At 60.7% G+C, this 14,148-nt stretch carries 10 protein-coding genes and 1 pseudogene; 8 read left to right on the top strand and 3 right to left on the bottom strand.

All coding sequences use genetic code 11. The features are described 5' to 3' along the window. Positions 1-309: 309 nt before the first annotated feature. The 6 genes and pseudogenes from kdgD to M8Q45_RS20495 form a co-directional block, all read left to right on the top strand. Entirely contained in the window at positions 310-1,221 is a 912-nt protein-coding gene (kdgD, locus tag M8Q45_RS20520; protein WP_030139832.1) for a 5-dehydro-4-deoxyglucarate dehydratase, read from the top strand. A 128-nt stretch (positions 1,222-1,349) separates the two neighbouring features. After that, positions 1,350-2,795, top strand: a complete 1,446-nt coding sequence (locus M8Q45_RS20515; RefSeq protein WP_249876164.1) for an aldehyde dehydrogenase family protein — start codon at positions 1,350-1,352, stop codon at positions 2,793-2,795. 264 nt (positions 2,796-3,059) lie between these two features. Beyond that, positions 3,060-4,424 carry an MFS transporter gene (locus M8Q45_RS20510; RefSeq protein WP_109753530.1) on the top strand — a complete coding sequence of 455 codons (1,365 nt, stop codon included), beginning with the start codon at positions 3,060-3,062 and terminating at the stop codon, positions 4,422-4,424. 12 nt (positions 4,425-4,436) lie between these two features. Further along, positions 4,437-5,990, top strand: coding sequence for a galactarate dehydratase (garD, locus tag M8Q45_RS20505; RefSeq protein ID WP_249876163.1), 1,554 nt, complete (start codon positions 4,437-4,439; stop codon positions 5,988-5,990). 486 nt (positions 5,991-6,476) lie between these two features. Continuing rightward, entirely contained in the window at positions 6,477-7,418 is a 942-nt protein-coding gene (locus tag M8Q45_RS20500; protein WP_181287584.1) for an AEC family transporter, read from the top strand. 40 nt (positions 7,419-7,458) lie between these two features. Next, positions 7,459-8,619: pseudogene (locus M8Q45_RS20495) on the top strand (IS4 family transposase); the annotation flags it as partial. Between the two features lie 43 nt (positions 8,620-8,662). On the opposite strand, the gene M8Q45_RS20490 reads toward M8Q45_RS20495, so the two are convergent. From M8Q45_RS20490 to M8Q45_RS20480, 3 genes are all read right to left on the bottom strand, one after another. Continuing rightward, positions 8,663-9,463: an autoinducer binding domain-containing protein gene (locus M8Q45_RS20490; RefSeq protein ID WP_249876162.1), complete on the bottom strand. Its 801-nt coding sequence runs from the start codon at positions 9,461-9,463 to the stop codon at positions 8,663-8,665. Positions 9,464-9,542: 79 nt separating this feature from the next. Next, positions 9,543-10,127 (bottom strand): anthranilate synthase component II, encoded by a 585-nt coding sequence (locus tag M8Q45_RS20485; protein ID WP_249876161.1) that lies wholly within the window; start codon positions 10,125-10,127, stop codon positions 9,543-9,545. Continuing rightward, positions 10,124-11,605, bottom strand: a complete 1,482-nt coding sequence (locus M8Q45_RS20480) for an anthranilate synthase component I family protein (RefSeq protein ID WP_249877369.1) — start codon at positions 11,603-11,605, stop codon at positions 10,124-10,126. Before M8Q45_RS20480 ends, M8Q45_RS20485 begins: the two co-directional genes overlap by 4 nt. A gap of 636 nt (positions 11,606-12,241) precedes the next feature. Between M8Q45_RS20480 and M8Q45_RS20475 the strand changes: the two genes are divergently transcribed. After that, positions 12,242-13,594 (top strand): phenylacetate--CoA ligase family protein, encoded by a 1,353-nt coding sequence (locus tag M8Q45_RS20475; RefSeq protein ID WP_249876160.1) that lies wholly within the window; start codon positions 12,242-12,244, stop codon positions 13,592-13,594. Between the two features lie 8 nt (positions 13,595-13,602). Beyond that, the gene (locus tag M8Q45_RS20470; RefSeq protein WP_249876159.1) at positions 13,603-14,148 is read left to right on the top strand and encodes a GNAT family N-acetyltransferase; all 546 of its coding nucleotides are present in this window, start codon (positions 13,603-13,605) and stop codon (positions 14,146-14,148) included.

The raw sequence follows: 14,148 nt of genomic DNA, 5'->3' as shown, positions 1-14,148 counted from the left end.
AAGGGGCTACGGCCGTGCACCGCGCAGCCTAGCCTGCGTTATGCCCCCATGCCGCAACGGCGCCTACTGGCAGAGTTGACAGTGACGACGAGCGGTCGTGGTGGCCCGGTCGGCAAGTTTCATCCGTCTTCCCATCTCCCTCAAAAGCCCCAATCTACAAGGCTCCGCGCCAAACACCCCCAACCCGACACCCGACAAAAGACGAAATGCAGTTGACGTCCGCATTTTAAGTTGTACGATGACTTACAACTTCTCAGCGAAGCTAACCGTTTCCTACAACACATCATTTGCGTCCAGGGTGTTCGAATAATGAATCCACAAGAACTGAAGTCCATCCTCTCGTCTGGCCTGCTGTCGTTCCCGGTCACCGATTTCACTGCCAATGGCGATTTCAATCGCGACAGCTACATCAAGCGCCTCGAGTGGCTGGCCCCGTATGGCGCCTCTGCACTGTTCGCAGCGGGCGGCACCGGTGAATTCTTCTCCCTGGCCGCCAGCGAGTATTCCCAAGTCATCAAGACTGCCGTCGATACCTGCGCCACCAGCGTGCCAATCCTCGCCGGTGTCGGCGGTGCGACCCGCCAGGCCATCGAATACGCTCAGGAAGCCGAGCGCCTGGGCGCCAAGGGCCTGTTGCTGCTGCCGCACTACCTGACCGAAGCCAGCCAGGACGGCGTTGCCGCCCACGTTGAAGCCGTGTGCAAATCGGTAAAAATCGGCGTGGTGGTGTACAACCGCAACGTCTGCCGCCTGAACGCCACTCAGCTGGAACAACTGGCCGAGCGCTGCCCGAACCTGATCGGTTACAAGGACGGCCTGGGCGACATCGAACTGATGGTGTCGATCCGTCGTCGCCTCGGCGATCGTTTCAGCTACCTGGGTGGCCTGCCGACCGCTGAAGTCTATGCCGCGGCCTACAAGGCCCTGGGCGTGCCGGTCTACTCCTCGGCGGTGTTCAACTTCATCCCGAAGACCGCGATGGATTTCTACCACGCCATTGCCCGTGACGATCACGAGACCGTCGGCAAGATCATCGACGACTTCTTCCTGCCTTACCTGGACATCCGCAACCGCAAGGCCGGTTACGCAGTGAGCATCGTCAAGGCCGGCGCGAAGATCGTGGGTTATGACGCGGGCCCTGTGCGCACCCCGCTGACCGACCTGCTGCCAGAAGAATACGAAGCCCTGGCCGCGCTGATCGACAAGCAAGGCAAGCAGTAACAGACCCGACAAGGCCGCTGAGCAATCAGCGGCTTTTTGCGTAAGGCTTGTCGTTCCCACGCCCTGCGTGGGAATGCCGCCAGGGATGCTCTGCGTCCCTAGACCGCTTTTGTAGAAGGAGTAGCTCCGTGGCAGATTCAAAGCGTTTCGATAACTACATCAACGGTCAGTGGGTGGCCGGTGCCGACTATTGCACCAACATCAACCCGTCTGACTTGTCCGATGTCATCGGTGAATACGCCAAGGCTGACGCAGCGCAAGTCAACGCCGCCATCGAAGCCGCCCGCGCCGCGTTCCCGGCCTGGTCGACCTCGGGCATCCAGGCCCGTCACGATGCGCTGGACAAAGTCGGCACCGAGATTCTCGCCCGCCGCGAAGAACTCGGCCAACTGCTGGCCCGGGAAGAGGGCAAGACCCTGCCCGAAGCCATCGGCGAAGTGACCCGCGCCGGCAATATTTTCAAATTCTTCGCCGGTGAGTGCCTGCGCCTGTCGGGCGATTACGTGCCGTCGGTGCGCCCGGGCGTCAACGTCGAAGTGACCCGCGAAGCCCTCGGTGTGGTCGGCCTGATCACGCCGTGGAACTTCCCGATCGCCATCCCTGCCTGGAAGATCGCTCCGGCCCTGGCCTACGGCAACTGCGTGGTGATCAAGCCCGCCGAGCTGGTGCCGGGCTGCGCCTGGGCCCTGGCCGAGATCATTTCCCGCGCCGGTTTCCCGGCCGGTGCGTTCAACCTGGTGATGGGCAGCGGCCGTGTGGTCGGTGAAGTCCTGGTCAACAGCCCTAAAGTCGACGGCATCAGCTTCACCGGCTCCGTGGGCGTGGGCCGGCAGATCGCCGTCAACTGCGTGTCGCGCCAAGCCAAGGTGCAGTTGGAGATGGGCGGCAAGAACCCGCAAATCATCCTCGACGACGCCGACCTCAAGCAGGCCGTCGAGCTGGCGGTGCAGAGCGCGTTCTACTCCACCGGCCAGCGTTGCACGGCGTCGAGCCGGCTGATCGTCACCGCCGGCATCCACGACAAGTTCGTCGCGGCCATGGCCGAGCGCATGCAGTCGATCAAGGTTGGCCACGCGTTGAAAGCTGGCACTGACATCGGCCCGGTCGTTTCCGAAGCCCAGCTCAACCAGGACTTGAAGTACATCGACATCGGCCAGAGCGAAGGTGCGCGGCTGGTCAGCGGTGGTGGCGTGGTGATTTGCGATACCGAGGGTTACTTCCTGGCGCCGACGCTGTTCGCCGACAGCGAAGCTTCGATGCGCATCAGCCGCGAAGAGATCTTCGGCCCGGTGGCCAACGTCGTGCGCGTGGCCGACTACGAGGCGGCGCTGGCGATGGCCAACGACACCGAGTTCGGTCTGTCGGCCGGTATCGCCACCACCTCGCTGAAGTATGCCAACCACTTCAAGCGCCATTCCCAGGCGGGCATGGTGATGGTCAACCTGCCGACCGCCGGCGTGGATTACCACGTGCCGTTCGGCGGGCGCAAAGGTTCGTCCTACGGTTCGCGCGAGCAGGGTCGCTATGCGCAAGAGTTCTACACCGTGGTGAAGACCTCCTACATCGGCTCCTGATACACCGCAACACCCTAGGAGCTGTAGGAGCTGTAGGAGCTGTAGGAGCTGTAGGAGCTGTAGGAGCTGCCGAGTGCAACGAGGCTGCGATCTTTCCCCTGACAATTGAGTCGTGAGCGAAAGATCAAAAGATCAAAAGATCAAAAGATCGCAGCCTCGCTGCACTCGGCAGCTCCTACAAGCTCTTACAAGCTCTTACAAGCTTCCTACAGGGCTTAACACAACATTTACCCGCATAAAAATAAATAGTGGGAGTACTGTTACATGCAAGCGACCAAGCCGACTCACGTCCGCTATTTGATCCTGCTCATGCTGTTTTTGGTGACAACGATCAACTATGCCGACCGCGCCACCATCGCCATCGCAGGCTCCAGCCTGCAAAAAGACCTCGGCATCGATGCCGTCACCCTCGGTTATATCTTCTCCGCCTTCGGCTGGGCCTACGTGGCCGGGCAGATTCCCGGTGGCTGGCTGCTCGACCGTTTCGGGTCGAAAAAAATCTATGCCTTGAGCATTTTCACCTGGTCGCTGTTTACCGTGCTGCAAGGCTATGTCGGTGAATTCGGCATGTCCACGGCCGTGGTTGCGCTGTTCATGCTGCGCTTTTTGGTGGGGCTGGCCGAAGCGCCGTCCTTCCCGGGCAACGCTCGGATCGTCGCGGCCTGGTTCCCCACCGCGGAACGCGGCACCGCCTCGGCGATCTTCAACTCGGCGCAGTACTTCGCCACCGTGTTGTTCGCACCGCTGATGGGCTGGATCGTCTACCGCTTCGGCTGGCAGCACGTGTTCATCGTGATGGGCGTGATCGGCATCGTGTTCTCGCTGATCTGGCTGAAAGTGATCTACAGCCCGCGCCAGCACCCGATGATCAACGAAGCCGAGTTCAATCACATCGCCGCCAATGGCGCAATGGTCGATATGGACCAGGACAAGGGCAAGGAAAAGAAAGCCGACGGTCCGAAGTGGGACTACATCCGCCAACTGCTGACCAACCGCATGATGCTCGGTGTGTACCTGGGCCAGTACTGCATCAACGGCATCACCTACTTCTTCCTGACCTGGTTCCCGGTGTACCTGGTCCAGGAGCGCGGCATGACCATCCTCAAGGCCGGTTTCATCGCGTCCTTGCCGGCCATCTGTGGCTTCATCGGCGGCGTGCTCGGCGGGGTGATTTCCGACTACCTGCTGCGCAAGGGCCACTCGCTGACCTTCGCCCGCAAGACGCCAATCATCGCCGGCCTGCTGGTGTCCAGCAGCATCGTGGCGTGCAACTACGTGGACATCGAATGGATGGTGGTGGGCTTCATGGCCCTGGCGTTCTTCGGTAAAGGCGTTGGCGCACTGGGCTGGGCCGTGGTCTCCGATACGTCGCCAAAACAGATCGCCGGCTTGAGCGGTGGCCTGTTCAACACCTTCGGCAACCTGGCGTCGATCACCACGCCAATCGTCATCGGCTACATCATCAGCGCCACAGGCTCGTTCAAGTGGGCACTGGTGTTCGTCGGTTGCAACGCGCTGGTGGCGGTGTTCAGCTACTTGGTCATCGTCGGGCCGATCAAGCGTGTCGTGCTCAAGGAGCCAACGGCCAAGGATGCCGATATTTCCAGCCTGTCTGAAGCCAAATCCTGAGGAGCGGCATCAATGCAACTGATTGAACATGCCGATTCGCCCCGTTACATCCGCCTGCACGAGCGGGACAACGTGGTGATCGTCGTCAACGACCAGGGCGTACCGGCCGGGACTGAATTCCCGGACGGCCTGGTTACTGTGGATTTCGTGCCGCAGAGTCACAAAGTCACCCTGGTGGACATTCCCGAGGGCGGCGAGGTGATTCGCTACGGCCAGGTCATCGGCTATGCGCTGCAGCCGATCCCGCGTGGTAGCTGGGTCAAGGAAGACCAGTTGCGCATGCCCACCGCGCCACCGCTGGACAGCCTGCCGCTGTCTACCGACGTGCCGGCGGCGGATGCGCCGCTGGAGGGCTACTCCTTCGAGGGGTATCGCAACGCCGACGGTACCGTCGGCACGCGCAACATCCTCGGTATTACCACCACGGTGCAATGCGTCACGGGTGTGTTGGACCACGCGGTCAAGCGCATCAAGGACGAGTTGCTGCCCAAGTACCCGAACGTCGATGACGTGGTCGCGCTGACCCACAGCTATGGCTGCGGCGTGGCGATCACCGCCACCGATGCCTACATCCCGATTCGTACCGTGCGCAACCTGGCGCGCAACCCGAACCTGGGGGGCGAGGCGCTGGTGATCAGCCTCGGCTGCGAGAAATTGCAGGCCGGGCAGGTCATGCACGAAGGTGACAGCTCGGTGGACCTCAGCGAGCCGTGGTTGTATCGCCTGCAGGATTCCAGCCACGGTTTCACCGAAATGATCGAGCAGATCATGGAACTGGCCGAGACGCGCCTGAAAAAACTCGACCAGCGCCGTCGCGAAACCGTGCCCGCCTCGGAGCTGATCCTGGGCATGCAATGTGGCGGCAGCGATGCGTTCTCCGGTATCACCGCCAACCCGGCCCTGGGCTATGCCTCGGACTTGCTGTTGCGGGCCGGCGCGACGGTGATGTTCTCCGAAGTCACCGAAGTGCGCGATGCGATCTACCTGCTGACCTCCCGGGCACAAACCCAGGAAGTCGCCCAGGAGCTGGTGCGCGAAATGGACTGGTACGACCGTTACCTGGCCAAAGGCGAGGCCGATCGCAGCGCCAACACCACGCCGGGCAACAAGAAGGGTGGGTTGTCGAACATCGTCGAGAAGTCTTTGGGCTCGATCGTCAAGTCCGGCAGCAGCGCAATCAACGGTGTGCTTGGCCCGGGCGAGCGATTCAAGCAAAAGGGCCTGATCTTCTGTGCCACGCCGGCCAGCGACTTTGTCTGCGGCACGCTGCAACTGGCGGCGGGGATGAACCTGCACGTGTTCACCACCGGCCGCGGCACGCCGTACGGCTTGGCCATGGCACCGGTGGTGAAGGTCTCGACCCGCACCGAACTGGCCCAGCGCTGGCCGGACCTGATCGACATCGACGCCGGCCGCATCGCCACTGGGCGCGCGACCATCGAAGAGTTGGGCTGGGAGCTGTTCCACTACTACCTGGACGTGGCCAGCGGCAAGAAACAGACCTGGGCCGAGCGGCACAAGCTGTACAACGACATCACGTTGTTCAACCCGGCGCCGATTACCTGATGCGGCGCTGATCGCGAGCAAGCTCGCTCCCACAGGGATGTGGCGTGAATGTGGGTTTTGCGACCGCTGGAGATCCAATGTGGGGTGAATGTGGGTTTTGCGATCGCAGGAGAACCAGTGTGGGAGCGAGCTTGCTCGCGATGGGGGCGGTACATTCAGCATTGATGCAAGCTGACCCGCCGCCTTCGCGAGCAAGCTCGCTCCCACAGGGATGTGGGGTGAATGTGGGTTTTGCGATCGCAGGAGAACCAGTGTGGGAGCGAGCTTGCTCGCGATGGGGGCGGTACATTCAGCATTGATGCAAGCTGACCCGCCGCTTTCGCGAGCAAGCTCGCTCCCACAGGGGATATGTGGTGAGTGTGGATTTGTGTTCGACGCAGGACAAATGTGGGAGCGAGCCTGCTCGCGAAGAGGCTCGACCAGACGCCAGTGCCGTGAGTGGCTTATCATTAGCCACCTAACGACACCCTTCTCAAGGTCCCCTGCATGCTGGCAATTTTCCTCGAAACCCTGAACATCACCGCACCGGTGTTTGCCATGCTGTTCCTGGGGACATTGCTCAAGCGTATCTACTGGATCAACGACAACTTCATCCACATCGCCTCGTCGCTGGTGTTCAATGTCACCATGCCGGCGCTGTTGTTTCTCGGCATTCTGCACGCCGACCTGCACGCGGCGTTGCAACCCGACCTGTTGATCTATTTCTCGATTGCCACCCTGGTGAGCTTTGCGATGGCCTGGGGCTGGGCGATCTGGCGCTGCCCGCGGGAGGATCGCGGCATCTACACCCAGGGCGCGTTTCGCGGCAACAACGGTGTGATCGGCCTGGCGCTGGCCGCGAGCATGTACGGTGACTACGGGATTTCCCTGGGGGCGATTCTCGCGGCGCTGGTGATTCTGTTCTACAACACCTTGTCGACCATCGTCCTGGCGGTCTACAGCCCGGTGATCAAGTCCGACCCGTGGAGCATCTGCAAAAGCGTGATCAGCAACCCGCTGATCATCAGCGTGATCGTCGCCGCGCCGTTCGCCTATTGGCAGATCGGCCTGCCGAACTGGTTCGAGACTTCGGCGAAGTATCTGTCACAAATGACCTTGCCCCTGGCGCTGATCTGCATTGGCGGCACGCTGTCGCTGGCCGCCTTGCGCAAGAGCGGCAAGATGGCCCTGAGCTCCAGCCTGGTGAAGATGGTCGGCTTGCCGCTGGTGACCACATTGGGTGCGTGGTTGTGGGGCTTTCGCGGGGCGGAGCTGGGGATCCTGTTCCTGTACTTCGGCAGCCCCACTGCCGCCGCCAGCTTCGTCATGGCCCGGGCGGCCGATGGCAACCATGAACTGGCGGCAGCGATCATCGTCATCACCACGCTGATGGCGGCGATTACCACCAACCTGGGGATCTTTGTGTTGCAGTGGGGTGGGTGGATCTAACAGGCGCTGTTTTCGACGTGATTGTTTCGTTGTCTGAATACCAATAGTGCATGCCGCTGCGCGGCAGATGGAAGATCTTCCTGTCAGCTTGGCGGCGCTGTATGACAAGGTCAGCCGTACAGAGCCCGCGCTGCTGCGCGCTCTGGTTACCGGCAGCGCAGAGCGCTTGGCCCCGACGATAAAAGAGCTGGGGCACTCAGCCATTTTGCCTGGCTGGCAACTGCGGGTCGTTGACGGCAACCATCTGCCATCCAGCGAAAAGCGTCTGGGCGCTTTGCGCCGTGAACGGGGCGCCGCTCGGCCTGGTTTTTCCGTGGTGGTCTACGACCCTGATCTGGACCAGGTCGTCGATCTTCAACCTTGTGAGGATGCCTACGCCAGCGAGCGTGTCAGCGTGCTGCCATTGCTGGAAAAGGCCTGTGCGGGGCAACTGTGGATGGCGGATCGGCTCTACTGCACGCTCCCCGTCATGGAGGCCTGCGAAGAGTCCGGGGCTTGCTTCATCATTCGCGAACCAAGCAAGCATCCACGTTTGCTTAAGGAAGATGACTGGCAAGAGCCTATCCCGGTGGTGGCGGGCTCCGTGCGCGAGCAAATCATCGAAGCTAAAGGTGGTCGCCGGTGGCGGCGTGTCGAACTGAGCCTGCTAAAGCCCACCGAATCTGGCGACACCACGCTGTTGTTCTGGAGCAACTTGCCCGACTCGATCAGTGCCGAGCAAATCGCCGATTTGTATCGTCGTCGCTGGAGCATCGAAGGAATGTTCCAGCGCCTGGAGTCGGTGCTGGACAGTGAAATCGAAACCTTGGGTAACCCCAAGGCAGCCTTGCTCGGGTTTGCATCCGCAGTGCTGGCCTACAACGTCTTGGCGGTGCTCAAGCGCAGCGTTGAACAGGCCCATCGCCAGGCAGTGCCCGACGATTGGGAGGCCTCGATTTTCCATCTGACGGTACAGGTACGCAGCGGTTATGAGGGCATGCAGATTGCCTTGCCGCCAGAGTCTTTATCGATCCCCATCCCCGAAGCGGGGCTGGCTCCGTACTTACTAGCGTTGGCGAAAAACGTCTTACCCAAAGCGGTCGCCAAAAGCAAACGGGGGCCGAAGGTGCCCAAATCAAAAGAGTGGCTTGAAGGCAAAGCCGCGAATGCCCATGTGTCGACGGATCGGGTGCTCAAGGCCGCTAAAGCCAAAAGACCTTGAAAGGGCTGGCCTTCAGGGCGGCACGAAGCAAAAGTCGAGGAATTCATTTTGGGCATCTGTAAGTCGAAGAGACGACGGACGGCATTACCAGCCCACACGCCACTGCTGTGCTGATCGCCTGTTGGCGACTTATCGAATTCAGCTTACGTCGGGCATTGAGCAGGTGAAAGTCGATGGTGCGTTCGGAACAGGTCAGGATGTGGCTGATCTCCCAGGTGGTCTTGCCTTCGCTGGCCCAGTACAGGCAGTCCATTTCCTTGGGCGTCAGGTCCTGGCGCGGTTGGGTGGGCCGTTGCAACTGATGTCGTATCCCGGCGAGCAGGTAGGGGATCAGCATGAACAATTGATAAACAGCAGGGTTGGAAAAGCCCTTCTGCTCGGTTACCTGCGTGTCGTCGAAGGCCACGCTCAATGTCCCCCTGAGCATTTCGTAGCGCAGCGGGATACTCACGCCGCTGCGTAGGCCGTGTTGCTCGCGTTGCTCCCAGAAGTGCCGGGAGCGTCCCCGTGCGAGCTGTCGCTCGCTGTCCCAAAAAAGCGGCACCAGTTCGCGTCGACAGTGCCTGAGTATCGGGTCGATCTCGATCAGCCCGTCGCAGCGGTAGTGCTCCAGCCAGTGCTTGGGAAAGGTGGTGATGAGGCCGGCAAGAGGGTCGGTATCCCTCGGCGCTGCCGGCCCCAGGCTGATGAGGTAGCTGCCGAAGCCGAGTTGGCGCAGCACTTTGTTCAGCAGGCGCTCCCAATCGCAACGGTTGGCATCCTTGGCGAGGCTCGTGAAGGCGGTCTGCGTAGCGGCACGCTCGGCCTGGGTCCGGCCGCAGGTTGGGGAGTGGTGTCTGTCCATAAATGGATCGCTCTAGTTTTAGCAGGAATGAGGCAGTCGGAGTAATGGAAAGAAGGGGCGCATGCCCCTTCCGGGTGGATCACTGGTGCACATGGCTCCGGATGAAACTGCGGAACAGCTCCAGGCCGTTTTCGGTGAGGATGCTTTCAGGGTGGAATTGCACGCCCTCCACCGGCAGGTGGCGATGGCGCACGCCCATGACATAGCGGTCGTCCGTGGATCTGGACGTGATCTCCAGGCAGTCGGGTAACGGCTGCTCGCTGATCATCAACGAGTGGTAGCGGGTCGCCCGAATCGCATGTGCCTGGGTGTGGTCATAGACGCCCTTGCCGTCGTTCTCGATCGTGCTCACCTTGCCGTGCATCACGTGCGGGGCCCGGCAAACCTGGGCACCGAAGGCCAGGCCGATGGCCTGGTGACCCAGGCACACACCCAACAGCGGCAGGCGCCCCTGAAAGTGCCTGATCACTTCGATGTAGCCCACATCTGCCGGATGCCCAGGCCCAGGGCCCAGCACGCAGAAATCCGGCGAGAACGCTTCAATGCGCTGGATGAGGTCCGGTACGTCGTGACGCTCGACGTGGGTTTCTAGCCCCAGTTGTTCCAGGTATTGGCTGATGATGAAGACGAAGCTGTCGTAGGCGTCGATCAAGAATACTTTCACAGCGTGATCTCCTGGCCGGTCACTGCCCGATAGACGGAACCCATCTTGTACAGCGTCTCTTTCCACTCAAGCTCTGGCACCGAATCGGCCACCACTCCGGCGGATGCACGCAAGTGGTACGTGCCCTCGTCGAAGACCGTCGAGCGAATGCACAGCGCGGTGTTGACGCTGCCATCGAAGCCGACCAGGCCAAGGGCCCCGGCATAAATGCCCCGGCGGTTGCTCTCCATCCCCTCGATCAGCTCCATTGCCCTGACCTTGGGCGCGCCAGACATGGTGCCCGCGGGGAACGAGGCCTTGATGACGTCGTAGGCATCCAGGTCCGGGCGCAGCAAGCCGCGAACGTTCGACACCATGTGGTAGAGGTGCGAGTACTCTTCCACCAGCATGAACTCATCGACCTCCAGCGAGCCGGCCTGGCACACGCGACCGATATCGTTGCGACACAGGTCGATGAGCATCAGGTGTTCGGCGCGCTCCTTCTCGGAGCGGGTCAGCTCCAGGACCAACTGAGTCGGATCGACGCCCGGCTTCTTGCCCACGGTGCCGGCGATCGGGCGCATCTCGATCAAGTCGTCCTTGATCCTGACGAACAGCTCCGGACTGGCGCCGATCAGGTCGATGCCGCCGACGTGGGCCAGGTACATGTAGGGGGAGGGGTTGCGCAGGCGCAGGTTCTGGTACACATCGAACGGCGAAACCTGCGAGCGGATGCGAATCTCATGGCCGAGCTGGATCTGGTAGACGTCGCCGGCGCGGATGTGCTCCATCGCCACTTCGACACGCTCGACGAATTGCTCCGGGGTCACCGTGCGCTCTTCCTCGAAGGCCTCGGGGTAGGGTTGCGGAGCCAGCGCCTCGGCTGCCGGGGTTGTGCTCAGGAAGGGGTAGTCCTCCAACGTACGGGGCGACCAGAGATCGTGGTTGTTGATCAGGGTTTCGACGATGCCATTGCTGTGTAAATAAACCAGGGTCTGATAGACCGACAGGGCAATGAGCGGGTAGTCGTAGGTCTGTTTGGCCAGATCGGGAAGCCGCTCGATCAGGCGAACGCAGTCGTAGGCGAAATAGCCGAAGAAGGCCAGGCTGGAAGGGGCATTGGACGCAGGCTGGAACGTTGCCTGGATCGCCCGGAGCAGGTTCCACGCCGCCTCGCTGTCGGGTAGATGGATCTTGTGTTCCTGGTCGACCTGCATACCCGCTTGCCGCAGGCTGGCGGACAAATGTTCACACAGGGGGGCGCAGCCTCGCAGTTGGGCCTGGCCCTCATTGATACGCACCTCGAAAAGCGGTTCGAGCCCGATGATCGTCGCCCGGCGATCACGGCTTGGGCCGGACAGTGATTCAAGAATGAAAACAGACTCGCGACCCAGTTGTTCCAGTGCATTTGCATATATGCCAAGTGCATCCGTGGGTCGACGTTCTTCGCGACGAAGAACATTCACGCCAATTAGATTTTTATTCACGGTTAATACCATATTCAAGGTGTAACGATTCAGGCGCTCGATTAAGAGAGCGCCACGGGAATATAAAGCGCGCAGGCACTTTAAATACGTATTGACGGATATTCTGAATAGACGGAGCGGACGCCGTTCATGTCGTGCGCACTAAAAAGCTTGCAATGGATTGCAACCAATTGTTGCGCAAGGCACGAGCGCCTTCGATTTCAGAGGGGAAGATCAGATGTTGCTGGCAGGCAGCAGACAGGCTCCGGTCTTCGCTAGATTAGCGACGCCAGATATTGCTTTTGAAGATGGCCAGGATGGCCCGGGAACAGCTGTCGGGATAGCTGTGGGAGGAACTGATAGCAGAAAGGTGATAGTACATTTTTAGACATCCCAGTCTTGGCTAAGCACTGCGGGAATAATGGGCAGTGCGGCGAAATTACCAGCGTGCCCTGGGACTGTCAACTGCTGAGGGAATATTAGTCTTTCATTCCTTTCTAAGTGTCGACGGGGCGAAGAGCTATCCCTACGCGTATGTAATCGCGCGTGCTTTTAACAAGAAACTCGTGCGCGCACAACTGCGAGATAGCGCAGCTGGGTATTTATAAGTTCTGTTACTAACGTAGCGGCCGTCGAGTTCCAGTAACCCATCAAACCTGAGCGGCTGAAATGAAAGAGCATCTAGAGACATTCAAGCGGCGGTACGATCCGATTCATCATGCCTATTGGACCGACGTCCTCAGCGACACCGAGCTGGCGGCCTGGCACCAGGCACAGTTGCGGGAAGTGATTGGCCACGTGAAGCGGTCCTCGACGTTCTATTCCAGGCACCTTGCCCAGATCGACGAGCGTTCGCTGACCTTGGATGACCTTGCCACCCTGCCATTCACGACCAAGAATGACTTGCGCGAAGCAGGCTTCGACATCTTGTCCGGCCCGTTGGAAGACAGCATCTTCTATTACGAGACCACGGGAACCACCGGGCCCGCCACGCCATGCCCGCGGGACCGCAAGGAAAGCTACGCGAGCAATCGCCAACTGGCCATGGCCTACCAGGCCGTGATCGAAAAGCATTTCCTGGGCGAAAAGACCGTGGTCGGCATCATGGGACCTACCGAGGTCCATTCCTTCGGTGACACCCTGGGCGATGTCTGCACCCAGCTCGACCTGTGCAATGCCAAGATCTGGCCGCACTCACCGGTGATCGGTTGGCCCAAGGCACTGCAACTGCTCAAGGACCTGCGGATCGGCCTACTCGCATCGGCACCGGGGCTGTTGCTGGCCATGGCCAAGGAAGCTGAGCGCCAAGGCTTGAACCCACGCGAAGACTTCGCCCTGCGCGCGTTCATGATGAGCGGCGAGCTGTGCACCCCTGCGTTGAAGAACAACCTCTACAGCCTGTGGGGCGCGCAGGCCTACGACAGCCTGTATGGCTCCCAGGAAGCGATGATCATCGCGGCCTGCAACGCCAACGACCAGTTGGTGCCGCATCGCCTCAACTACATCATCGAAGTGCTCGATCCCAAGTCCGGGGAAAGCCTGGGCTGCACCGGCGACGGTGAGTTGTGCGTGACCATGCTGATCCCTGGCAGCAAGCCGTTGATTCGCTACCGCACGGGTGATCTGGTCTCGATCCAGTCGCGCCCCGGCTATCCGCAATCGATGTGCCAGACCGTCAAGGTCGTCGGTCGGGTGAAGGATGCCGTGCAACTGAACGATCGCGCCTTCTCGGCCGCACAGATCGAGCAGGCGCTGCTTGAAGGCGTCGAACAATGCCTTGGCTACCAGATCATCCTCAGTCGCGCCAATGATCGCGACACCGTCATCGCCAAGCTGGAAATGTCGCGTTTCTTCGAAGGCGATCGTGGACGTCTGGTGCTGTTGATCAAGGAGCGCCTGCGCGAACGGCTGGGGGTCGATGCCACGGTCATGGTGGTGGGCGATCTGGCCGAGCATGTGAACCTTGGCAGTTGGTTCAGCTGGAAAGAAGCGCGCATCGTCGATCAGCGTCAAGGCCAGTGAGGTCAGCGATGAGTCTGTCTGTTCGCGTGATCGACAACGCCAACGAACTGTTCGAGTCCGTCCGGCAACTCAGGAGTCGCTACCTGGGGACCAACCCGGCACGGGAGGATGACTTCGAGCGCAGGGAGCAGGTGCGCGACGCCTTGTCCTATCACCTGGTCTACCTGGACAAGGACGAAGTGGTCGGGACGTTGCGCGTCACCCCGCTGGGGCATGGCCTGAGCTTCGTCGAGCGAGCGGTCGACGTGCAGGCCTATTTCGAACAATCGACGGATGCCTTCGATGCCAATCGCCTGGTGCTGGACGAGCGATACCGCGGCGGTCGGCACCTGCGCCTGTTTCTCCTGCAAGCGGCCATTTGGCTGAAAGCCAACACCCACCTGCGATTCATCTCGGCACTGTGCCGCGGCCAATTGGCTGCGCTCTATGTCGGCCTGGGCGGGCGCGTGCTGGTGGATGACGTTACCTGGAGCGGGGAACAGGTCCAGCGACGCTACAGCCTCGTGTACCTGGAACTCGAAAGTGTTTACCTCAATGTTAAAGGAGCTAATTGA

The sequence above is a fragment of the Pseudomonas sp. T1.Ur genome, assembly GCF_023516725.1.
In the GTDB taxonomy this organism is placed as follows: domain Bacteria; phylum Pseudomonadota; class Gammaproteobacteria; order Pseudomonadales; family Pseudomonadaceae; genus Aquipseudomonas; species Aquipseudomonas alvandae.
This window is presented reverse-complemented; position numbering and strand designations above follow the sequence as displayed.